Source organism: Georgenia daeguensis, from assembly GCF_039537705.1.
Taxonomy (GTDB): Bacteria; Actinomycetota; Actinomycetes; order Actinomycetales; family Actinomycetaceae; genus Georgenia; species Georgenia daeguensis.
Window position 1 is genome coordinate 1 of the sequence record NZ_BAABBA010000016.1, and the last position, 21,726, is coordinate 21,726.

Below are 21,726 nucleotides of genomic sequence, written 5' to 3' on the forward strand. Positions count from 1 at the left end.
CCGACCGGTGTGCCCGGCGGGCCGGCGACCGGCGCGGCCGGTGTCGCGACGGCGGTGCCCCCGCCGTGGGCGCGAAGCCCGGGCCCACCGTCGTCGGCGCGCTGCTCGGCGCGCACCGCACGCCGGGTGCCCGCCGCGGGCGCGCGCCGGGAGCGCCGGGGCGTCGTCCGGTGCAGGGCCGCCTCGAGCTCGCAGGCGCACGCCAGGGCGCTGGCCGGGCGCCTCGCGGGGTCCTTGGCCAGCATCCGCTCCACGACGGCGGCCACGGGCGCGGGCACGCTGGCGGGCAGGGGCGGCACCGGCTGGTTGACGTGGGCGAACGCGATGTCCACCTGGGTGGAGCCGGTGAACGGGCGGTGGCCGGCGAGGCACTCGTACGCCATGACGCCGAGCGCGTAGACGTCGCCGGCGGGGGTGGCCGCCCTGCCCATCGCCTGCTCGGGCGGCAGGTACTGCGCGGTGCCCATGACCATGCCGGCGGACGTCATGGGTTCCTGGTTGGCGCCGAGGGAGATGCCGAAGTCGGTGAGCTTGACGGTGCCGTCGGGCCGGATGATGACGTTCGCCGGCTTGACGTCCCGGTGCACGACGCCGGCCGTGTGCGCGGCGTGCAGCCCCCGGCAGGCCTGCACGAGCAGCGGCACGAGGTCGTCCGCGGCCAGGGTGCCCTCGCGGTCGAGCCGGTCCGCGAGCGTCTCCCCCAGGACCAGCTCCATCACCAGGTAGCCCGAGCCCTCCTGCTCGCCGTGGTCGAGGAGCATCGCCACGTTCTGGTGCTGCAGCCCCGCGGTGTTGCGGGCCTCGGTGCGCAGCCGGGCGAGGAAGAGCTCGTCCCCCACCAGCTCGGGGCGGAGGACCTTCGCGGCCACGGTGCGTCCGAGCCGACGGTCGAGGGCCTCCCAGACCTCCCCCATGCCGCCGACGGCGATCCGGGTGGTCAGCTCGTAGCGACCGCCGAGCACGAGTCCGGTCCGCGGTGCCATGGGGGTCGAGAGGCTCATCGGAGCACCGCCTCCATGACCTCGCGCGCCACCGGCCCGGCGGTGGTCCCGCCGTCGCCGCCGTTCTCGACGAGCACGGCGACGGCGACCTCGGGCGCCTCCGCCCCGGCGAAGCCGATGAACCACGAGTGGGGTGCGACGTCGGACGAGATCTCGGCGGTGCCGGTCTTGCCGGCCACCTGCACGCCGGGGATCTGGGCCGGGGTGCCGGTGCCGTTGGCGACCACCTCGACCATCATCTTCGTCAGCTCCGCGGCGGTCACGGGCGAGACGGACTCGCGCAGCTCGTTCGGCTCTGTGGTGCGGACGACCTCGAGGTCGGGCGAGAGCTCGCGCGCCACCAGGTGGGGCTGCATCTGCACGCCGTCGTTGGCGATCGCCGCCGCGACCATGGCCATCTGCATCGGCGTCACGCGCACGTCGGACTGCCCGATGCCGCTCATCGCCAGCTCCGGCGGCGCCGGGTCGGCCGGGAAGCGCGACGGCGTGACCTGCAGCGGGACCTCCAGCGGCTGCCCGAAGCCGAACGCCTCCGCCTTGGCCCGCAGCGCGTCGTCGCCCATGTCCATGGCGAGCTGGGCGAAGGTGGTGTTGCACGACTGCCGGAAGGCCGCGATCAGCGGGACGTCCCCGGAGCCGTCGCCGCACGCCCGCTGCAGCGGGTTCTGGATGACGTGGCTGGTCTGGGGCAGGGTCAGCTCGGTGGGGCCGGGGACGACGGACTCGGCGGTCAGGTCGCCGCCCTCGAGCGCCGCCGCGGCGGTGATCACCTTGAAGACCGAGCCCGGCGCGTACTGGTCGCCGGCGATGGCGCGGTTGACCAGCGGCTCGGCGGGGTCCTCGTTCAGGGCCGTCCAGGCGGCCTCGGCGTCCTCACGGTTGTGGGTGGCCAGGGAGTTGGGGTCGTAGCTCGGGCTGGAGACCATGGCCAGGATCGCCCCGGTGGCCGGGTCGAGGGCGACGACGGCGCCCTCGCGGTCGCCGAGCGCGGCCGCGGCCGCCTCCTGGGCCTGCGGGTCCAGGGTCAGCTCGACCGCGCCGCCCTGCGGCTGCTGGCCGGTGACGAGAGTCTGGATGCGCTGCAGCAGCAGGGAGCTGGAGGTGCCGTTGAGCACCTCGTTCTCCGTCTGCTCCAGCCCGGTGAGCCGGTTGAACGCCGTCGAGAAGTAGCCGGTGGCGTGCGCGTAGAGGGGCCCCGGGGAGTAGGAGCGCTGGTAGCCGTAGACGTCGTCGACCGGGCTGGAGGACGCGACGGACTCCCCTGCCACGACGATCGGGCCGCGGTCGCGGCCGTACTCGCGGTACACGGTGCGCACGTTGCGCCCGTCGGTGTTCAGCGCCCCGGCCTGGAAGAACTGCACGGAGGTGGCGGAGACCATCAGCGCGAGGAACATCAGGGCGACGACGGTGGCGAGGCGGCGGATCGGCTGGTTCACAGCTGCACCACCTCGGTGGCCTGGCCGTCCGCGGGACCGGGCCGGCGGCGGGCGGCGTCCTCGCCGACCTCGACGGGCGCGGCCGGAGCGACGTCCTCGGGGGCGGGCTCCGGCGCGGGCGGGGCGGGGCGGCGCGCGGCGTCGGAGATGCGCAGCAGCAGGGCGACGATGATCCAGTTCGACACCAGGGAGGACCCGCCCAGGGCGAGGAACGGCGTGGTCAGGCCGGTGAGCGGGATCAGCCGGGTCACGCCGCCGACCACGACGAAGACCTGGAACGCCAGGACGAACGCCAGGCCCGAGGCGAGCAGCTTGCCGAACCCGTCGCGCACGCCGATGGCGGCGCGCATCCCGCGCTGGGCGAGGGTCAGGTAGAGCAGCAGGATCGCGAGCAGGCCCGTCAGCCCCAGCTCCTCGCCGAGCGAGGCGACGATGAAGTCGGAGTTCGCGTACGGGACCAGCTGGGGGTAGCCGTAGCCCCAGCCGGTGCCGGTCAGACCGCCGGAGGCCATCCCGAACAGGCCCTGGACCACCTGTCCGGAACCGCCGGGGCTGCGGTTGTAGACCTCCGGGTCGAGGGCGTTGAGCCAGACGTCGAACCGGGCGTCGACGTGGGGGAACAGCGCGGCGGCGGTGAGCGCGCCGCCGGCGAAGAGCGCCAGGCCGATGAGGACCCAGCTGAGCCGCTCGGTGGCCACGTAGAGCATGGCCACGAACAGCCCGAAGAACAGCAGCGAGGTGCCGAGGTCGCGCTCGAGGACCAGGACGGCGAGGGAGACGCCCCAGGCCAGCAGGATCGGGCCGAGGTCACGCGCACGGGGCAGCTGCAGGCCGAGCACCTTCGGGCCGGCCAGCGCCAGGGTGTCCCGGTTGGTCACGAGGTACCCGGCGAAGAAGATGGCCAGCACGATCTTGGCCAGCTCGCCCGGCTGGAAGGAGAGGAAGGAGCCGAGGTGGATCCAGATGCGGGCGCCGTTGATGCTCACGCCGAGGCCCGGCACCAGCGGCAGCACGAGCAGCACGAGGCCGGCGACCATGGCCGTGTAGGTGTACCGCCGCAGCACCCGGTGGTCGCGGATGAACCACAGGACCGCGACGGCGGCCACCACCCCCACGAGGGTCCACATGAGCTGGCGGTCGGCGTCCCCGCCGTCGCCGCCCCGGGCGGTGGAGGCGAGGTCGATGCGGTAGATCATCGTCAGCCCGATGCCGTTGAGCGCCACCACGATGGGCAGCAGCACCGGGTCCGCGTACGGGGCCTTCCACCGCACGAGCATGTGGGCCGCCAGCGCGAGCACCGCGAGGCCGCCGGCCCGGGTGGCGAGGTTGGCCGGGAGCTCCCCGGTGACGGCGAGCGAGACCTGCGCGTACGCGCCCACCACCAGCACGAGGGCGAGCGCGAGCAGGCCCAGCTCGGCGCCGCGGCCGGTCCGCGCACGCTGCTGGGAGACGATCGCCATCAGCCCGGCTCCGTGGTCGCCGGGGAGGGGGCGGGCGAGGCGGGGGCCGTCGGCCCGGGCTCCGCCGTCGCGTCCGGCTCCGCCGTGGGCCGGGGCTCGGCGACGGACTCGCGCAGGTTGGCGACGACGTCCTCCGCCTCGGCCAGGGAGGCGCGGGTGATCGGGCTCTGCAGCCGGTCCTGCGCGACGGGCGCGAGCTGATCGACGCGCAGGTCGGTGCGCTCGTGCAGGCTGGCGAGCCGGATCGGCCCGATCTCCTGCGGGATGCCGCGGTAGATGGCGACGTAGTCGCCGTACGGCGAGACGAAGTACTGGGTCTGGGTCCACGAGTAGCCCGCGTACCCCAGCCCCACCAGAGTCGCGAGGACCAGCGCCGTCGCGACCAGTCGCCCGACCCAGCGCCGCGCCCGGGACGGCTCGGGCTCGTCGTCGTCCTCCGGGCTGACCGGGGAGGGCGAGCGGGCGCTGGTCAGGGCTGCGGCGCGGGCGGCCGCGCCGCCCCCGCCACGGGTGGCGCGCAGCCGGTCGCGGGCCGCCGCGCCGACCACCTGGGGGTCGTCGTCCGGGGAGCCGTCGGCGACGACGTCGGCCACCACGCAGGTGACGTTGTCCGGCCCGCCGGCGCGCAGGGCGAGGGTGATGAGCTCCTCGGCGCACTCGCCCGGGTCCTCGACATGTGTCAGGGTCTCGGCGATCGTCTCGTGGGAGACGACGCCGAACAGGCCGTCCGACGCCAGTAGCCAGCGGTCCCCGGGGAGGGCCTCGCGGAGGGACTCGTCGAGCTGGACCTCGCCGTCGTTGTCGCCGAGGGCGCGCAGGATCACGTTGCGCTGCGGGTGGCGCTCGGCCTGCTCGGGCGTGAGGCGGCCGGTGGAGACGAGGTACTGGACGAAGGTGTGGTCGGTGGTGACCTGGGTGAGCTCGCCGTCGCGCAGCAGGTAGGCGCGGGAGTCGCCGATGTGCACCATGGCGAGCTTGTTGCCGGCGCGGAGCACGGCGATGCAGGTGGTGCCGAGCCCGGCCAGGTCGGGGTCGGCCTCGGAGCGCTCCATGAGCTCGGCGTGCGCCGCGCCGACGGCGGAGCGCAGCAGGTCCAGGAGGTCGTCGGCGCTGTGGGCGTCGTCGAGCTCCGCCAGGTGGGCGACCGCCACGGAGGAGGCGATGTCGCCGCCGGCAGGGCCGCCCATGCCGTCCGCGAGGACGAGCAGGTGCGGGCCGGCGTACCCGGAGTCCTGGTTCGTCGCGCGGACCAGCCCCACGTCGGAGCGGGCGGCGAAGCGGAGCTGGACGGACATGGGGCTCACCGGCGCAGCTCGATCAGGGTCTGGCCGATCCGCACCGGGGTGCCCGGAGAGACCTGCACGGGCTGAGTGACACGGTCACCGGCCACCACCGTGCCGTTGGTCGAGCCGAGGTCCTCGACCCACCAGCTGCCGTCCTTGGGGAAGAACCGGGCGTGCCGGTTGGAGGAGTAGTCGTCGTCGAGCACGAGCGTGCAGCCGGGCGAGCGGCCCACCAGGACGGCGGAGGGGCCGAGCGGGATGGTGGTGCCCGCGAGCGGGCCCTGCGTCACGACGAGGCGGGTGGGGGCGTTGCGGGCGGCCCCGGCGGGGCGAGGCTCCGCCGTCGTCCGCCGCGCGGGACGCCGCAGGCCGGGGCCGCGCGCGGTGACGCGCGTCCCGAAGACGTCCTTGCGCAGGACGTTCAGCGCCGCGAGGACGAACAACCACAGGAGGATCAGGAAGCCGAAGCGCAGCAGGGTGACGACGAGCTCGCTCAAGCGTTCACCTTCCGCCGTCGTCGTCGGGCTCGTCCGCGCCGGTCCAGAACATGATGCGGGTGCGTCCCAGGGTGATGGTGTTGCCGTCGACCAGCGTGGCGGCGTCGATGCGGTGGCCCTCGACGAACGTGCCGTTGGTGGAGCCCAGGTCGGTGGCGATGACGCCCGCCGGGGTCACCCGGATCTCCAGGTGGCGGCGGGAGACGCCGGAGTCGTCGACGACGATGTCCGCCTCGCTGCCGCGGCCGACGACGGTGACCGGCCCGGTCAGCAGGTAGCGCTGGCCGTCGATGTCGATGATCGGGTGGCGCGACGAGGCGACGGCGGAGGTGGCCGGGGCGACGGCGCCGCGCCGGGTGGCCGAGCGGACGGTGAAGCGGCCGGTGGTGAGGGACTCGTCCTGGGCGAAGCTGACCTCGACGGGACCGACGAAGGAGTAGCGCTGGGAGGACGCGTGCTCGGTGGCGGCGCCGACCATCTCGTCGGCCAGGGCCTCCGACCCCCACTGCTCCACCTGCTCGAGGTCGGTCGGGGAAAGCTCCACCACGAACTCGTTCGGCACGACGGTGCGCCCGCGGGAGACGGCCGCGGCGCGGTCGTCCATCTCCCGGCGCACTGCGGAGGCGATCTCCACGGGCTTGACCTCGCTGCGGAACGCCTTGGCGAACGCGGCGGAGACGACGTGCTCCACGCCCTTCTCGAAGCGGTCGAGGACGCCCATCGCGCACCTCCTTCCCCGGGGCGGGTCGCGGCCCGGATCGTGCCCGGCTCTCGCCGGCTCCTGTGCCGGGCCGGGTGGCTCGGCGGTCCGTCCCGGACTGCCCGCCCGGGTTCGCTCGCCGGGTCCGTCCCGGCACCGGCACACACGTCCGGCACGACGATCGTAACGACGAAGCCTGGGAACAGCCGTATTGCGACCGGCGGTGCGGCGGGCCCGGTGGCAAAGGTGGCCAGGATCACGGCCCCCGGCCGTCCGCCGGTTCGGAGGCGGACCGGGCTGCGTGCTAACGTTTCCTTCGCTGTTCAAGCGCGCGAGTGGCGGAATAGGCAGACGCGCACGGTTCAGGTCCGTGTGCCCGAAAGGGCGTGGGGGTTCAACTCCCCCCTCGCGCACAGCAAAGTGGCGGGATCCCGGCAGTCGTCCGGGGCCCCGCCACTTTTTTCGTTCTACCGGTGCAGTTTGTGCTGAGCCAGGTTGAACGGAGGGACGCGCCGTGCGAACAGGACCGTTTGGTATCGATGGCCTTCGAAGACGTGCACATGCTGGGCAACGACCTGGATGTCGTCAGCCACGAGGACGTGGATGCCGTCGAGCATCTGATCGGCGCCACGTTCCCGGACGGCTACCGAGAGTTCGTCACGACGCTGGGCTCCGGGCAGTACAACGCCGGATACGTCCACGTCCTCATGCCCCGGTCGATCCTGGCGCAGTACGAGGAGCTGCAGTGGACGTGGCGCGAGAACGCCCACTTCTGGCAGGACTCGGCCCTGCTCTCCGCCGAAGACCTCGGGCGGGCGATCGTCCTCGCGCGCACCGTGGACGGGGACGAGCTGGTGTTCCACGGCCGCAAGCCCCGTGAGCTCTACGTGGTGCCCAGGCACGCTGACGAGATCTACCTCGCCGGCGAGAACCTTCAGGAGGCGCTGGAGTGGGTGGAGAACTCCGGTGTGCTCGCCAGCCGGACCAGGGTGAGTCGCCTCAGGGCTGACGGGCGTTTCGACCACTGGACAGGTGCGACGTTCAGGCCATACAGGAACGTGGAGCGTGCGGAGTTCCTCTGCCGTGGGGCCGGGAACCTCTATGCCGAGATGGTCGCGCGCATGGCTTGCCAGGCCCGGGCAGACATGGAGGGGACGGTGCTGGTGACCCTCGCCGATCGCGATCTCGAAGCCGACGGCGCAGGCGAGGAGGTTGCTGCCCTCTACCTGACGGAGTGCGCGGGCGAGATCAGGTGCCAGCCGTACGACGAGAGCACGGTCCGGGTCTTCGTCAGCTACGACGCCACCACGCGGTCGAGGCGCACCGAAGAGTGGCTGGGGTACCTCGCGCAGATCAGCTGAGCGCCCGGCAGCGGCGTCGGTGAAGGGCGGCGCGGCGCTCAACGAGCGGCGGACGGCAGCCGACCGTAACGTGGCCCTATGAAGCGACTGGGGTATGTGCGGGTCGACGAGATGGGCGACGACGACAGCGACCAGCACGATGTCCTGCGAGGCGCCGGTGTACGCCGGGCCGAGACGTTCACCGACGTGGCCTGCGGCACGACACCCGCGAGCTCGCGGCCGGCGTGGCGGCTGCTGCTCGAGCAGCTGCGCCGGGGCGACACCGTCGTCGTCACCGACCTGAAGACCTTCGGCGCCGACTGCACCGATGTGGCCCTCACGCTCGGGGCCCTCGAGCACATGGGCGTCTCCGTGTTCGCCGTCCGGGACGGCGTCGACACCAGCCAACGCCCCGGCCCGACGCTCGAGGCACTGGAAAGCATGCTGCAGGCCAGCCCGCCGGCAGAGAATCCGACCGCAGCCTGACCTCTGGCTCGAGGAACGAGACCCTGGTTCCGTCTGCCGGCCACCTACCGCCGGCTCGGCCTGCTCGGGGAGAGCCGCCCGTCCAGCTCTCGCATCTTGGCCGCCGCCGTCGGCAGGGCCCTCCTCACCGCTCGACCCAACGCTCTGACGGGACGAGGCAGCAGCCGATCACGCCGGTCCACCGGGATCAACGTCAGCGCGATCACCACCGCCGCGACCGCGACTATCGCGCACCTGGCGAACCCCCGCAGCGGCGAGGTGTCGTGCGAGCCCCACACGGACAGCGTGAAGAGCAACTCCGGGAGCGGTTGGGCTGCCGTCATCGCCGCCCAGAACACCGCGAGCAGCCGGCCGTCCCGGCCACCGTGGAACCAGGTCAGAAGCGCCAGGGCGGGCGTGGACAGCAGCGTGAGCATGCCCAGCGCGCTCGCGGCCCTCCAGTCGACGAACCCGACCGGCTCCCCCGCCAGTCCCGACCGCCACACCGGCTCGCCCATCCCCGCCCACATCGCGGCCAGGCCCGCACCACCGGCCACCGACAGCGGCCAGACGAACCAGCGGCCGCCCAGGGACAGGGAGACCACCGCGACCCCCAGCCCGAGAGCGATCAGACTCAGCCCCTCCCTTTGCGCAGCATCAGCGATCGGGACCCACGGGGCCTGGGGCACGGAGTAGTCGTACAGATGATCCTGGAGCGCCACACAGGCGCCTGCACCGTCCTCCGGCAACCCGGGCACCGGCGGCTCACCACGGACCAGGCAGACCGAGAACCGCGACCACCACGCCTGGATGCCGAGCACCGCCGACGTCACCAGCATGAGGACGCCCGCCACCCGGAGCAGGACCCCGAAGACCCGCAGCACCACCGTGACGACCCTGCGCGCTGCCGTGCGGGCCGGCGGGCCATGCCCCACCGCCGTCGAAGCCGCACCAGGAACCATGACCGCTCCCTCCGTCGGGGGAACCCATGGTGCCGACGACCTCGACGGCCCGCTGGCGAACGAGCCGGGGACGAGGCACGTCGCCCGGCCTAGCCGTCGGCGTCGACCTGCTCGATGATGCCGACGTCGTCGGCAACCGGCTCGGTCAGCTGCCAGCCGCTCTCCTCGAGGTCGCGCAGCTCCTGCGCGAGCGCCTCGAGCTTCGCGGCGGCATCGGACAGGGTGCGGGCGCCGTCCATCGACCACTTCGCCCGGATGAGGTCGCGGTCCTCGCCCAGCTCGTCGAGCTCGTCGTCATCGTCGGTCTCGAACAGGTCGTCGTCCAGCTCCGTGCCATCGTCCAGGTCGTCGTAGGAGTGCTCGGCGGACATGGTTCCTCCCCGTGACCGATCGTTCCTGCGCGCGGTGATTCTGCCAGCCGCACCCGGCCTTGCGAAGGCCTAACGAGACGTCTGTCGCCGACTGATGCGGTCGACTCCCGCGCGTACGGCGGAAAAGCGTTGGAGATGCGCTCGATCGTCTCGAGCCCCTCCTATTACCGCTCGTGAGCGTCCGCCGCGTTGTAGTCTCCGTCCACACGTTTGACGCTGGTCGGGGGAACAGCGAGATCAAAGGGGCTCGACATGACACAGCTGACCGCGACCTCCCCCACGGAGACCAACGGGCAGGAACCGCGCCGCCGGCCCGGCCGTCCCCGGCACGCCGACACCGAGCCGCGGGCCTACAAGGCCGTGATCGAGCTGTTCGGCCAGCGCGGGTGGTCGGGCCTCACCCTCGACGCCGTCGCCACGCACGCCGGCATCGGCAAGTCGTCCATCTACCTGCGGTGGGACACCAAGCACGACCTGCTGATCGAGGCGATCCGCGACTTCGAGTCGAAGAACGACCTCAGCCCGGACGAGAGCCTGCCGCTGCGGGAGTACCTCATCGCCTACGCCACCGGCCGTGGGAGGGCGCTGCTGGGCGAGGAGGGGCAGACCATGCTCAACATCGTCTCCGCGGCCGCCGCCAACCCGGTCGAGTTCCAGGAGATCCGCGAGGAGTCCATCGGGCACGGCATCCTGCCGCTGACCGGCCGGCTGGAGCGGGCCGTCGCCGAGGGCGAGCTGCCGCCCGGGACGGACACCGGCGCGGTCATCGACGGGCTGGAGGGCTCGCTGATCTTCCACCTGCTGATCGCGCCCCGGGGAGCCTCCCGGGAGGAGCTGGCGTCCGACCTCGAGCGGTACGTGACCAACCTCGTCGACGTCGCCCTCCGGGGTCTGCGGAGCCGGTAGCCGGTCAGGACGGCGACGGCGCGGCGGACCTGAAAGCGGTCCGTCGACTCAGAGGTGACCCTTCTGCTCGGTGGCCTGCTCCTCCTCCTCGATCTCGAACTCCTGCGGGTCGATGCCGCGCTCGGTCAGGAGGCGGTCGATCTTGGCCTCCATGCGGTCGTTGCCCTCGCGGGACTGCGAGGAGCCCCAGAAGTAGAACAGCGCCAGGCCGGCCGCCTGCCAGACCAGCTGGAGGAACTCGGACTGCCAGTTCTCGAACGTCGAGGAGAAGAACTGGGGCCAGAACTGGGCCCACTCGAAGACCTGGCCGTGCTCCGCGGCGTCGTTGCGGACCTCGATGAGCTGGAAGACGAACTGCCCGACCCAGGACAGCACGAAGAGCGTCCCGGTGACGATCGCGAACGAGTACGCCGTGAAGAACCGCGGCCGGGGGTGCGCGAAGCGTGGGTGATCTGAGCTGGACACGGTGACCCCTTCCACTCGGTGGTCGTCAAACGATGGCACCAGGGGGTCCTTCTTGCTCGCCGAGCGTCCGCGGCCGCGGTCACATCCTGGCGAGCTGCTCCTGCACCGCGGTGCTCACGGCTCCCGTGCCGCCCAGGATCACGACCTTGCCGGGCCGAAGCCGCTCGAGCTCGGCCAGCACCGCCGTCGGCAGCGCCCCCTGCTGCGTCAGCAGCACCGGCGCACCGCGCATCCCCGCCACGGGGGCGGCGGAGAGCGCGTCGATGGACGTGAGGCCGTTGGCCACGTAGACGACCGGGGCGCCCGCGTCGAAGGTTGCTCGCGAGACGGCCGCGGAGACGGCGTAGCGGTCCGGGCCGGACCATCGGCCCACCGACGGGGCGTACCGGCCGAGCTGGCTCTGAACCGTGGAGCTGACCGCTCCGGTCCCGCCGAGGATGACGATCTTCCTGGGGTTGAGACGGTCGAGCTCCGCGGCGACGGCGGTGGGCAGCGCCCCCGCCTGCGTGACCAGCACCGGGGCGCCGTGCATCCCGGCCACCGGTGCGGCAGACAGGGCGTCCACAGAGGTGAGGCCGTTCGCGACGTAGGCGACGTCGACCCCGGGACTGAAGCTGGCCCGGGACACCGCGGCGGAGACGGCGTAGCGGTCGGCGCCCGACCAGCGCACCACAGGGCCGGCGGTGTACCGGTCGAGGTGCTGCTGGACGGCCGAGCTGACCGCGCCCGCACCACCCAGGATGACGATCCGCTGGGGCTGGAGGCGCTCGAGCTCGGCGGCGACGGCGGTGGGCAGCGAGCCGGCCTGCGTGAGGAGGACCGGGGCGTCGTTCTTCCCGGCCACGGGGGCGGCGGAGAGCGCGTCGACCGAGGTGAGACCGTTGGCGATGTAGGCGACGGCGACGCCGGGCGCGAAGTTGGCCCTCGAGGTGGCCGCGGAGACGGCGTACCGGTCGGCCCCCGAGAGGCGCTCCACCTGCGTGGTGACGGGTTCCGGCTGGGGCTTCCACCAGTGCGAGTACATCCCGAACGCCATCGCGCTCGTGCCGGTCAGCTCCCGGCTGCCCGTCGTGCACTCGAGACGGAGCTTGGTGATGCGGCCGCCGAGGTCGCCGTTGCCGTCGCGCGACACGACCACCAGCGTGTTGAGCTTCCCGCCGCTGGGGCACTGCCTGGCGACGGTGTCGACCCTCAGCTCGCTCGTCCACCGGGTGCGGGTGTCCCCGGGAGCGGTGCCCGTGTACGGGTCTGCCTGGGCGGCGAGATAGGGCTTGCTGCCGGTCCGGCCGTACCCGCCGTTGGTGGCGGAGAACTGCGTGAACGCGACGGCCGAGCCGTACTTCCGGACCGTGCCGGCCGTCGTGCGGACCGCCTCGTCGGTCCTGGCGTGCTCCTTGTTGGCGGTGACCTTGCCGGCGGCGTCGACGGTGGCCCGGCCGCCGTAGACCTGGCACTGCGTGGTGTCGCACGTCTCGAAGTAGGTCGACCTGCGCCCCTCGCTCAGCACGTAGCTGCGGGCGGCGACGGCCTGGGCGCGCAACGCCTCCAGCTCCCACGACGCCGGCGACTCCCGCGGGACGACGCCGCGCAGGTAATCCTCGAGGAGGACGTCGTTGACGACGTCGAAGGACCCGGCCGCGGTGCTGGGCGCCAGCCGGATCGTGCCGCGGTACCACGTCCCGGTGGTGGCGGAGCTGGTCCTGGCGACGACCACGCCGTCGCCGGTCGCGACCCGGAGCTGGGTGCCCTTCAGCGTGAGGCGCTCGATCACGCCGCCCGTCGGGCTCGTCCGCCGCTCGACGACGTACTCGGTCGTGCCGTTCCGCGTGATCGTCAGCCGTCCGCCCCCGACCTGGCGGCTTGCGCCGTCGTCGACCGACACCGTGAACGCCTGCTGCCCCGCCGGGGCCCACAGCGTCACGGTGCTCGTGGGGACGAGTGCGGACAGCGCCACCTCGACGGTGTCGTTGGCGACGCTCCCGCTCGTGGTGCCGGGGTAGTAGAAGCCGAGGATCTGATCCGCGGTGCGCCCCTGGAGGGCCGCTCCCTGGGCGCCCCACTGGGACAGGCCGATCCCGTGGCCCCACCCACGCCCGTCGACCGTCCAGGCGCCGTCCGCAGGAGCGGGGTAACGCTCCTCGGCCGCGTGTGCGACGGCGGTCTGCCCCGTCATGAGCAGGGCGACGGCGAAGAGGCCCGCGAGGAGGCGGACCGCCGTCCGGCGCAGGGGGGTGCTGCTGGCGCTCACGCGTGGATCTCCGTTTCGGACGACTGCTGTCTGTCCGTCATTCTGCACGCGGGAGCGCCGGCGGCGGTAGCGGCGTGCCTCAGATCCCCGAGGTGCTCGCGGCGCCCGCCAGCACGAAGAAGGCGATGAAGGCGATGATGCCGATGATCACCAGGGCGACGCCGATCCAGCCGAGCACCTTGCCCGCGGTCGCGGGCTTGCCGAGCCGCTCGGCCTTCTTGGCCTGCCAGATGGCGAGCGGGCCGAAGACGATCGGGAGGAGGACGACGCCGAGGATGCCGAAGACGAGCGACATGGTCGCCGCGCTGTTGGCCTCCTGCGAGGTGGCGTCGTAGCCGTAGGCGGGCGGGGCGGCGGGAACGTGCCCGCCGGCGCCGTAGGAGCCGTACTGGCCCTGGGTGCTGTGCTGCTGCGGGGTGGGCTGGTACGGGTTCTCAGACATCGTTGCTCTCTCCTGCTGGTGGGGGTCACGGCGGGCCCTCGCCCGGTGTACGTCAACGAAGCGTAGGGGTACGGCGGCGTTTATGAGACAGAACCGGTCAGGAAAGTTGGTGCCCCCTGCCCGAAGCGCCGGTCGACGAGCCCGCCTGGCAGGAATCGGCCATGGCAGGTAGTGGCGGCAGAGTTTCGGACGCTTGCCCGGCGAACTGCTGGCACTGTCGAGATGTCGGTGCTGAGCACGGCGGACCATCCGCCGGCGTCGCCCGGCGTTCGTCACAGGGAGTCGCACGTTGTCCAGGCCCACGCTCAGCGCCGCAGCCTCCACGCTGGCCGGCGTGGCGCTGCTGGTGGGTGCCCCGCACGCGTTCGGGTCGATGGATTCAGGGGCGCCCGTCGGTTCCGGAACGGTGGAGATCGAGGCGACCGGCGTGGCGACGGAGGCGCCCGGGCACGCGGGCGGCGAGCTCGTCGTCGTCCCGGGCGAGACCGTGACGTTCACCGCCACGGCCAGGGCCACCGTCCGGGGCGAGGGGCTCAGCGCGGTCCTGCGGCTCGACACCGCGGAGCTCTTCGCGGTCGCTCCCGAGCCGATCCGCGACGACCTGGAGGCCGGCACCCGCGTGCGGCTCGAGGGGCTGGCACCGGTCGCGGGCACGGACGACACCTGGCTGCTGCCGGCCCGCGAGCAGCCGTACGACGTCGAGGCCGTCGTCACCGTGACGATGCCCGACCTGACCGGCGCCCAGGGCCGCCCGCTGTCCACCGGCACCCTGTCCTGGTCCCTCACCCAGGTCCCGCCCGGCTGACCGCCGGTCCCACGCGGCAACGGGGGGCCGTCGGTGCCGCTCGACAAAACCGGACATACGGCCGGACTATTTCCGGCAGAATCGTTCTGAAACCCGCGCCTGACGTCGTCGGCGCGCCCGGCGAACGAAGGAACCGTCCGTGGAACTGATCCTCGGGAGCGTGCCGCTCCTCGCAGCGCTGGTCGTCGTCGCGCTCGTCGTCTTCGTGACGGTCAAGCGGTCGATCCGCACCGTCGACCTCAACGAGGCCCTCGTCATCGTCGGCCGAAGCGACGGCCGGGGCGGCCCCACCGGCAGCCTCGACGCCCTGCCCAGCTCCACGGAGGTGGTCGAGGGCAGGGGGCCGCGGGTCGTCATCGGCGGGCGGGCCTTCGTCAAGCCGTTCTTCGAGTCGGTCACGAAGATCTCCCTCGAGCAGCGCCAGCTGTCGCTCACCGTGGAGGGCGTCGACAAGAACTTCATCGCGGTCGGGGTGAAGGCGTCCGTCCTGTTCAAGGTGCGCGGCGACGCCGACGGCGTGCGCCGGGCCGCCCAGCGCTTCACCAGCCAGCAGGCCAACCTCGAGCAGCCGCTGCAGCAGGCGCTCGAGGGCGCGCTGCGGCCCGTGCTGGGCTCGATGACGGTGGAGGAGATCATCTCCGACCGCGAGGCCCTGCAGAAGCAGGTCTTCGACTCCATCCGGCCCGACCTGCACCAGCAGGGCTTCCACATCGACCTGGTGAATCTCTCCGACATCTCCACGCCGGGGTCGGACTACCTGGCCAACCTGGGCCGCGCCCAGGCGGCGCGCGCACGGCAGATCGCAGAGGTGCAGGAGGCCGAGGCGCGCCTGGCCTCGGAGACCGCGCAGATCCATGCCCAGGAGCAGATCGCCGAGCGGCAGCGCGACCTCGCCCTGAAGCAGGCCACCATCCAGGCGCAGACCGACCGCGCCGGCGCCGAGGCCCAGGCCGCCGGCCAGCTCGCCCGCGCCGAGCAGGACCGGCTGGTCGCCGCGCAGGAGCGTGAGGCCCTGCAGGAGAAGGCGCGGGTGGCCGAGCAGCAGCTCGATATCGATGTCCGCAAGCCGGCCGACGCCGCCGCCTACGCCGCGGCCAAGCAGGCCGAGGGTGAGCGCGACGCCCGGAAGGCCGAGGCGGAGGCGGAGGCGTTCCAGCGCCGCACCCTCGCCGAGGCCGAGCTGGCGGCGCAGAAGAACGAGGCCGAGGCCGTCGAGACGCTCGGCCGGGCCCGCGCCGAGGCCGCCAAGGCGGAGGGTCTCGCCGCCGCCGCGGCTACGGAGGCGCAGGCCCAGGCGCTGGCCGAGCAGGGACAGGCCGTCATCGTCCAGCAGCTGGTCGCGAAGCTCCCCGAGATCATGCGCGCCGCCGCCGAGCCGGTCGGGCAGATCGACAACCTCACCGTCGTCTCCACCGACGGCGCCGGGGCGGTCTCCAAGATCGCCGGGCAGGTGCTCGGCGAGGGGCAGGCCGTCGTCCAGGGCCTGTCCGGGATCGACCTGGGGTCGCTCCTCAACGGCTTCGCCGCCCGTTCAGGTGGCGCCGTCCGTCTCGACGCCGGCGCCCAGGCCGGCGGCCTGACCCGCCCTGCCGACGGCGACGCCGAGATCACCGGCCGAGGTCAGCCGGCCGACGCTGCCGGGACCGGAGTCGTCAACTAGGACCCGGCCGCGGGCGCAAGGCGCTGCGCGAGGTCCTCCGGGCCGTCGAGGAACCAGACGTGCCCGCCGCAGTTCGACTCGCGGACGAAGTCGCGCAGCGCGTCGCTGGCTCCGACGTGCGCCGAGATGTCGCCGAAGATCGCCAGCCTCAGCCGGTAGTTCACGAGCTTCTGGACGAAATCGCCGGCCAGGCCGGAGCGAAGGTCGAAGAACGCCGGTGCCAACCGGCCGGCCGGGACGGCGACCACCTCAGCCTGGACCGCCCAGGCCTCGCCGACCAGGTCGAGGGCGTCCTGGCCGCCGGCGATCGGGGCTCCGGTCTCGGGCAGGTGCAGGACGACGGTGTCGTTGACGGTCTCCACGGGCATGAGCCCGAGGCTACGGACGACGGAGGAACGGGACCAGGGGATATCGGGGGGTGCCTGGTGGCCGGAGGGTGGGAGGGCGCGGTCGCGCACTGCCTCCGGCGGAGACGTCAGTCGCCGAACCCGTCGCGCAGGAACGCCACGATCCGCGGGGGCAGCCCGGCCAGCGCGTCCTCGGCCGAGACGAGGTAGGACTCGGCGCCCAGCCAGTCGCTCTTGACCACGCCGTCGGCGTCGGACCAGTGCGAGCCGGCACGCTCGCCGTCGACCAGCAGGTCCACACGCAGGCACGGCCCCGTCCCGTCGGGCAGCGCGACAGTCTCGGTTCCCACCCTCGACAGCACAGCCGGCCGGGCGCCCCGGTCGGGGGTGCCGTCGTCCAGCCGCCGGAACGTCACGGAGCCGGCACCCGTCTCGAGCAGATGGAGGACGAGCCTGAACTCGCCGAAACTGGGCAGGGTGTCCCTGCCGAGCCCGGCAGCGGTCCGGGTGACCGCGGAGGCGACCCCACCGGGCTCCTGCCGATAGCCGGTCGCGGACCAGGTCACGCCGTCCCCCTCGAAGGCGATTACCGACTCGGCCCGGTACATCTCGGCGTCACCGAGGGGGAAGGCGATCCTGGACGTGAGGACGCCGTCGTCGAACCGACGCCACAACGCGCCGACCCGGCGGCCCGCCTCGTGGAAGCTCTCCCAGCGCTCGCTCATCCGGTGGTCCTCCATCCGGTGGTCCTCGTCAGCTCGGCGAGGCGGCGGCGCAGCAGATCCCGCTCGGCCTCGTTCGCCGTCAGGTCGACCGCCCGCTCGAGCGCCTCGGCGGCCTCGGTCGGACGGCCGAGCCGGGCGAGCAGGTCCGCGCGCACGGCGTGGAACAGGTGGTAGCCGTCGAGGCCCAGCCCGTCCACCGCCTCCAGCGCAGGCCCGGGCCCGGTCACCTCGGCGAGGGCGACGGCGCGGTTCAGCCTCACGACCGGCGTCGGCGCCATGGCCACCAGCTGGTCGTAGAGCGCGAGAACCTGCGACCAGTCGGTGTGCTCCGCGCTCACGGCATCGCTGTGCACCGCGGCGATGGCGGCCTGGACCTGGTAGGGGCCGGGGGCACTGCGACGCAGGCACTGGCGCACCAGCTCCTGCCCCTCGGCCACCAGGGCCCGGTCCCACCGCGAGCGGTCCTGCTCCGGCAGGGGCACCAGGGACCCGTCGGCCGTGGTGCGGGCGGGCCGGCGCGACTCGGTGAGCAGCATCAGCGCCAGGAGCCCGCGGACCTCCGGCTCGTCGGGCATGAGGTCGAGGAGCACCCGGCCGAGCCGGACCGCCTCGGTGGAGAGGTCCGGGCGGGTCAGGTCGGCGCCGGCCGTGGCGGTGTAGCCCTCGTTGAACACGAGATAGATCACCGCGAGCACGGATCGCAGCCGGTCGGGCAGGTCCTGGTCCTCGGGCAGCCGGTACGGGATCAGGGCGGCGCTGATCTTCCGCTTCGCCCGGACCAGGCGCTGCGCCATCGTCGGCTCGGGCACGAGGAAGGCGCGGGCGATCTCCGCCGTCGTCAGCCCGCCGAGGGTGCGCAGGGTGAGCGCCACCCGGCTCGCCGGCGCGAGGGCCGGGTGACAGCAGGTGAAGAGCATCCGCAGCTGGTCGTCCTTCACGGGTCCCACCGGTTCAGGTTCGTCCTGCGCGAGGAGCAGCGCCGCCTGGGCGTGCTTGTCGTCGCGCTTGGCCTCCCGGCGCAGGCGGTCGACGGCGCGGCGCCGGGCGGTGACCACGATCCAGGCGCCAGGGTTGGGCGGGACGCCGTCGGCCGGCCACCGCTGAACGGCCGTGGCGAAGGCGTCCTGGACCGCGTCCTCGGCGGAGGTGAGGTCGCCGAGGACGCGGGTGAGGGTCGCCACGCACCGGCCGTACTCTTCACGGAAGACGTGGCCGACGGCGTCCGTCGCCGCTGGCGTCACCGCGCCACCGCCGTCGTCACTCCGCCACCGCCGTCGTCACCTCGCCGCTGCCACCCCCGGGCTGCGCCGTCGTCACTCCGCCTGGAACGGGCGGACCTCCACCTTGCCCATGCAGGCCGCCGAGGCCTCCCGGGCGAGGGCGAGGGCGGCGTCGAGGTCGGGCGCCTCGAGGACCCAGAAGCCGCCGAGCTGCTCCTTGGTCTCCAGGAACGGTCCGTCGGTGACGACGGCGTCCGCGCCGTTGGACGCGTCGACGGTCGTGGCGGTGCTGGGCGCCTCGAGGCCGCCGGCGAACACCCACGCGCCGGAGTCCTGCATCCGCTTGTTGAACGCCTCGACCTGCGCGTACGCCTTCTCCATCACCTGGGGGTCGGGGTTCTCGTAGGACTCCTCCTCGGTGCCCCACACGGAGATCAGGTACTGGGTCATGGTCCTCGGCTCCTTCGTCGCGGGACGGGCCCGATGCCCGTCCTTTACCTGCTCAACGAACGAGGGTGCCGTGGATCGACACCCGGAGGGAAGGGAAAAGTCGACCGGCACCGGAGGGACGGACGCGCGGTGCGCCGGACGGCCCCCGGAGGGCCCGGCCGTCCGACGCACCGCGTCGCCTCAGCCGCCGAGGAAGACGTACCTGGCCACCAGCAGTGCCGCGACGAGGTACAGGATGATGTGGACCTCGCGCCCCTTGCCGGTGAAGAGCTTGATGGCGCAGTAGGTGATCACCCCGAGGCTCACGCCGTTGGCGATCGAGAAGGTCAGCGGCATCGAGATGATCGCGAGGAACGAGGGAACGCCCTCGGAGACCTCGCTCCAGTCGATGTTGCGGATGCCGTCCATCATCAGCGCGCCGACGAGGATCAGCGCCGGTGCCGTCGCAGCCCCGGGGATCGCGCCGGCGAGCGGCCACAGGAACATCGACGCCGCGAACAGGATCCCGGTGGTCGCCGAGGTCAGCCCCGTGCGCCCGCCGTCCTCGATGCCCGAGGCGCTCTCCACGTACGCGGTGGTCGTCGAGGTCCCCATGAAGGCGCCGAACATGGCGGCCAGGCCGTCCATGGCGAAGGTCGTCTTGGCGCGGGGCATGTCGCCGCGCTCGTCGAGGTAGCCGGCGCGCTGCGCGAGGCCGGTCAGGGTGCCGGTCGCGTCGAAGAAGTCGACGAAGAAGAACGTGAAGACCACGCTCAGCAGGCCGAGGCCGACGGCGCCGGCCAGGTCGAGCTGCCCGACCAGGTCCGACGGCCAGATGGGGGCCGCGACCACGCCGTTGCCGAACCCGCCGAACGCCTGCATCTCGCCGTCGGCCCCGGTGTAGACCTTCGCGCCGCTGGCGATCGCGATCACGGAGCTGCCGAGGATGCCCCACAGGATCGCGCCCTTGACCTTGAGCTGGAGGAGCACCGCGGTGACGAGCAGGCCGATGATCGCGATCCAGGCGGTCGGGTTGGAGAGTGAGCCCAGGCTGACCATGGTCGCCTCGTTGGTGACCACGAGTCCGGCGCTGCGCAGGCCGAGGAAGGCGAGGAAGCAGCCGATGCCGGCGGTGATGGCCAGCTTGAGGCTCATGGGGATCGCCATGACGATCGCCCGGCGGGCGCCCACCGCGCTGAGCACCACGAACAGCACGCCGGAGATGAAGACGGCACCGAGCGCGGTCTGCCACGGCACCCCCATACCGGCCACCACGGTGTAGGAGAAGAAGGCGTTGAGCCCCATCCCGGGTGCCTGGGCGAACGGGTAGCGTGCGACGACCCCCATGACCAGGGAGCCGAAGCAGGCGGCGATCGCCGTCGTCATCATCAGCTGGACCGATGCGTTGGGCACGTCGATCGCGGCTGAGAGGACCTGGGGGTTGACGAAGAGGATGTAGCTCATCGTCAGGAACGTCGTGAATCCGGCCCGCAGCTCGCGGGGGATGGTGGAGCCCTCGGCGCTGATGCCGAAGTAGCGGTCGAGGAACCCGCGGCGCACCGCGGTGTCCGTGGCCTTCCGGGTGCCGATGGTGGTGCTCATCTGGTCTCCATGGGGGAAAGGGAGCCGTCGAGGCTCAGCTGTGCCGGCGCGGTGACGACCTGGCCGGCGACCCGCACGACGTCGATGTCGGCGGGGGTGCCAAGGGTGAAGATCTTGGCGAGTGCGTCGGTGGCGTCCTTGGGGTGGCGGAGCGCGACGTCGAGGGTGCTGCCCGGCTGGGGGTGGAGCCGGACCGCGTCGAACTGTCGCCCGACGCTGAGGTCGCCGACCTGGTCGCCCAGCCCGAGGGCGAGCGCTCCTGAGCGGGTGGCGAGGTGGAGGAGGTGGGCGGGCGTGAGAGCGACTCCGCCGTCGAGCAGCTGCTGCACGAAGTAGGCCTGGAGCCCCTCCTTCAGCAGGGAGAAGCCGGTCCCGGCGCCGACGTCGGTGCCCAGCGCGACCCGCACGCCCGCGTCCAGGTGTGCGCGCAGCGGGAACAGGCCGGAGCCCAGGGCGGAGTTCGACGACGGGCAGTGCGCGACCGCGGCGCCCGCGCCGGCGAGCATCTCCAGCTCGGCCGCGGACGGGTGCACGTCGTGCGCCAGCACGGAGCGCCCGGTGACGAGGCCGTGGCGGCCATAGGTGCTCAGGTAGTTCTCCGCCGAGGGGAACAGGCGGCGCACGTGCTCGATCTCGTCGAGGTTCTCGTTCAGGTGCGAGGTGAACCACAGGTCCGGTGCGGTCTCCATCAGCGCGGCGCAGGACTCGAGCATCGCGTCGCTGGCCGAGAGAGAGAACCGCGGACTGACGGCGTACCGGAGCCGGCCGCGCCCGTGCCAGCGATCGACGAGGGCCTTGCCCTCGCGCAGCGCCGTCGCCGGCGTGGTGTGAAGGCCGGGGGCGAGCAGACGGTCGCTGACGACGAGTCCGGCGGTGATCCGCAGCCCCACCGTCTCGGCCTCGGCGAACAGGGCGTCGACCGCGTCGGGGAAGTGGGAGCCGAACACGAGCGCCGTGGTCGTCCCCGCGTGCACGAGCCCGGCCAGGAAGTCGCGGGCCACCCCGCGGGCGTACACCGGGTCGGAGAGGGCGAGCTCCTCGGGCAGTGCGCACTCGCGCAGCCAGTCGAGCAACGGCCTGCCGAGGCCGCCCACCACCCGGACCTGCGGGTAGTGCACGTGGGTGTCCACAAATCCGGGCAGCAGCACCCCGCCGCGCAGGTCGACCACCTGCTCGTCCGGGAACGCCGCCCGGACGGCGGGGAAGTCGTCGCGGAACGTGATCGTGCCGTCCTTGACGACGAGGCCGCAGTCCTCCGACACGCGAAGCCCGTCCGCCGTCGGCAGGTCGCCGGGCGTGTCGAGCACCGTGGCGCGGTAGATGGTCACCACTGCGCCACCCCGCGGCCGTCCGGGGCTACGC

At 72.8% G+C, this 21,726-nt stretch carries 22 protein-coding genes and 1 tRNA gene; 6 read left to right on the forward strand and 17 right to left on the reverse strand.

The annotated features are described in order from the left end of the window. The 6 genes from ABD774_RS14925 to ABD774_RS14950 form a co-directional block, all read right to left on the reverse strand. Nucleotides 1-1,001, reverse strand: a 1,001-nt coding sequence (locus tag ABD774_RS14925) for a serine/threonine-protein kinase (protein WP_345042766.1), incomplete at its 3' end; no start/stop codon positions are given. Next, on the reverse strand, nt 998-2,437 hold the full coding sequence (locus ABD774_RS14930) for a peptidoglycan D,D-transpeptidase FtsI family protein (protein WP_345042770.1): 1,440 nt from the start codon (nt 2,435-2,437) through the stop codon (nt 998-1,000). The genes ABD774_RS14925 and ABD774_RS14930, both read right to left, overlap by 4 nt. Then, nucleotides 2,434-3,897: an FtsW/RodA/SpoVE family cell cycle protein gene (locus tag ABD774_RS14935; protein ID WP_345042772.1), complete on the reverse strand. Its 1,464-nt coding sequence runs from the start codon at nt 3,895-3,897 to the stop codon at nt 2,434-2,436. The genes ABD774_RS14930 and ABD774_RS14935 overlap by 4 nt, the downstream gene beginning before the upstream one ends. Beyond that, nucleotides 3,897-5,192, reverse strand: a complete 1,296-nt coding sequence (locus tag ABD774_RS14940; RefSeq protein WP_345042775.1) for a PP2C family protein-serine/threonine phosphatase — start codon at nt 5,190-5,192, stop codon at nt 3,897-3,899. The genes ABD774_RS14935 and ABD774_RS14940 overlap by 1 nt, the downstream gene beginning before the upstream one ends. Before the next feature lie 5 nt (nt 5,193-5,197). Beyond that, entirely contained in the window at nt 5,198-5,677 is a 480-nt protein-coding gene (locus ABD774_RS14945; protein ID WP_345042777.1) for an FHA domain-containing protein FhaB/FipA, read from the reverse strand. A 4-nt stretch (nt 5,678-5,681) separates the two neighbouring features. Next, nucleotides 5,682-6,398, reverse strand: coding sequence for an FHA domain-containing protein (locus tag ABD774_RS14950; protein ID WP_345042779.1), 717 nt, complete (start codon nt 6,396-6,398; stop codon nt 5,682-5,684). A gap of 308 nt (nt 6,399-6,706) precedes the next feature. Here ABD774_RS14950 and ABD774_RS14955 point away from each other — a divergent pair. From ABD774_RS14955 to ABD774_RS14965, 3 genes are all read left to right on the forward strand, one after another. Further along, nucleotides 6,707-6,790 (forward strand) — tRNA-Leu (locus tag ABD774_RS14955). Nucleotides 6,791-6,850: 60 nt separating this feature from the next. Then, the gene (locus ABD774_RS14960) at nt 6,851-7,738 is read left to right on the forward strand and encodes an SMI1/KNR4 family protein (RefSeq protein ID WP_345042782.1); all 888 of its coding nucleotides are present in this window, start codon (nt 6,851-6,853) and stop codon (nt 7,736-7,738) included. Nucleotides 7,739-7,834: 96 nt separating this feature from the next. Then, nucleotides 7,835-8,203, forward strand: coding sequence for a recombinase family protein (locus ABD774_RS14965; protein ID WP_345042784.1), 369 nt, complete (start codon nt 7,835-7,837; stop codon nt 8,201-8,203). Between the two features lie 44 nt (nt 8,204-8,247). On the opposite strand, the gene ABD774_RS14970 is transcribed toward ABD774_RS14965, so the two are convergent. Together ABD774_RS14970 and ABD774_RS14975 are read right to left on the reverse strand one after the other, a co-directional pair. Then, nucleotides 8,248-9,069: a hypothetical protein gene (locus ABD774_RS14970; RefSeq protein WP_345042786.1), complete on the reverse strand. Its 822-nt coding sequence runs from the start codon at nt 9,067-9,069 to the stop codon at nt 8,248-8,250. A gap of 164 nt (nt 9,070-9,233) precedes the next feature. Then, nucleotides 9,234-9,515, reverse strand: coding sequence for a hypothetical protein (locus ABD774_RS14975; RefSeq protein WP_345042789.1), 282 nt, complete (start codon nt 9,513-9,515; stop codon nt 9,234-9,236). Nucleotides 9,516-9,767: 252 nt separating this feature from the next. On the opposite strand from ABD774_RS14975, the gene ABD774_RS14980 reads away from it, so the two are divergent. Continuing rightward, a complete protein-coding gene (locus tag ABD774_RS14980; protein ID WP_345042791.1) occupies nt 9,768-10,421 on the forward strand; it encodes a TetR/AcrR family transcriptional regulator in 654 nt (217 codons plus the stop codon). A gap of 48 nt (nt 10,422-10,469) precedes the next feature. Here ABD774_RS14980 and ABD774_RS14985 read toward each other — a convergent pair whose 3' ends face one another. From ABD774_RS14985 to ABD774_RS14995, 3 genes are all read right to left on the reverse strand, one after another. Then, a complete protein-coding gene (locus tag ABD774_RS14985) occupies nt 10,470-10,886 on the reverse strand; it encodes a DUF6766 family protein (protein ID WP_345042794.1) in 417 nt (138 codons plus the stop codon). A 79-nt stretch (nt 10,887-10,965) separates the two neighbouring features. Then, entirely contained in the window at nt 10,966-13,134 is a 2,169-nt protein-coding gene (locus ABD774_RS14990; RefSeq protein WP_345042796.1) for a cell wall-binding repeat-containing protein, read from the reverse strand. Between the two features lie 79 nt (nt 13,135-13,213). Continuing rightward, nucleotides 13,214-13,576, reverse strand: coding sequence for a DUF4190 domain-containing protein (locus tag ABD774_RS14995; RefSeq protein ID WP_345042798.1), 363 nt, complete (start codon nt 13,574-13,576; stop codon nt 13,214-13,216). 289 nt (nt 13,577-13,865) lie between these two features. Between ABD774_RS14995 and ABD774_RS15000 the strand changes: the two genes are divergently transcribed. Further along, nucleotides 13,866-14,381, forward strand: coding sequence for a hypothetical protein (locus ABD774_RS15000; protein WP_345042801.1), 516 nt, complete (start codon nt 13,866-13,868; stop codon nt 14,379-14,381). A 139-nt stretch (nt 14,382-14,520) separates the two neighbouring features. Then, the gene (locus tag ABD774_RS15005; protein WP_345042803.1) at nt 14,521-16,041 is read left to right on the forward strand and encodes an SPFH domain-containing protein; all 1,521 of its coding nucleotides are present in this window, start codon (nt 14,521-14,523) and stop codon (nt 16,039-16,041) included. Here the strand turns inward: ABD774_RS15005 and ABD774_RS15010 are convergent. The 6 genes from ABD774_RS15010 to guaD form a co-directional block, all read right to left on the reverse strand. Beyond that, a complete protein-coding gene (locus tag ABD774_RS15010) occupies nt 16,038-16,409 on the reverse strand; it encodes a DUF4180 domain-containing protein (RefSeq protein WP_345042805.1) in 372 nt (123 codons plus the stop codon). The two genes, ABD774_RS15005 and ABD774_RS15010, sit on opposite strands and share 4 nt — an antisense overlap. A gap of 107 nt (nt 16,410-16,516) precedes the next feature. After that, nucleotides 16,517-17,113 (reverse strand): hypothetical protein, encoded by a 597-nt coding sequence (locus tag ABD774_RS15015; protein ID WP_345042807.1) that lies wholly within the window; start codon nt 17,111-17,113, stop codon nt 16,517-16,519. Further along, nucleotides 17,110-18,354: an RNA polymerase sigma factor gene (locus tag ABD774_RS15020; protein ID WP_345042809.1), complete on the reverse strand. Its 1,245-nt coding sequence runs from the start codon at nt 18,352-18,354 to the stop codon at nt 17,110-17,112. Before ABD774_RS15020 ends, ABD774_RS15015 begins: the two co-directional genes overlap by 4 nt. A 72-nt stretch (nt 18,355-18,426) precedes the next feature. Then, nucleotides 18,427-18,783, reverse strand: a complete 357-nt coding sequence (locus tag ABD774_RS15025) for a YciI family protein (RefSeq protein ID WP_345042811.1) — start codon at nt 18,781-18,783, stop codon at nt 18,427-18,429. A 180-nt stretch (nt 18,784-18,963) separates the two neighbouring features. Beyond that, nucleotides 18,964-20,364, reverse strand: a complete 1,401-nt coding sequence (locus ABD774_RS15030; RefSeq protein ID WP_345042814.1) for an NCS2 family permease — start codon at nt 20,362-20,364, stop codon at nt 18,964-18,966. Next, a complete protein-coding gene (guaD, locus tag ABD774_RS15035; RefSeq protein ID WP_345042816.1) occupies nt 20,361-21,692 on the reverse strand; it encodes a guanine deaminase in 1,332 nt (443 codons plus the stop codon). The genes ABD774_RS15030 and guaD overlap by 4 nt, the downstream gene beginning before the upstream one ends. Nucleotides 21,693-21,726: the final 34 nt, after the last annotated feature.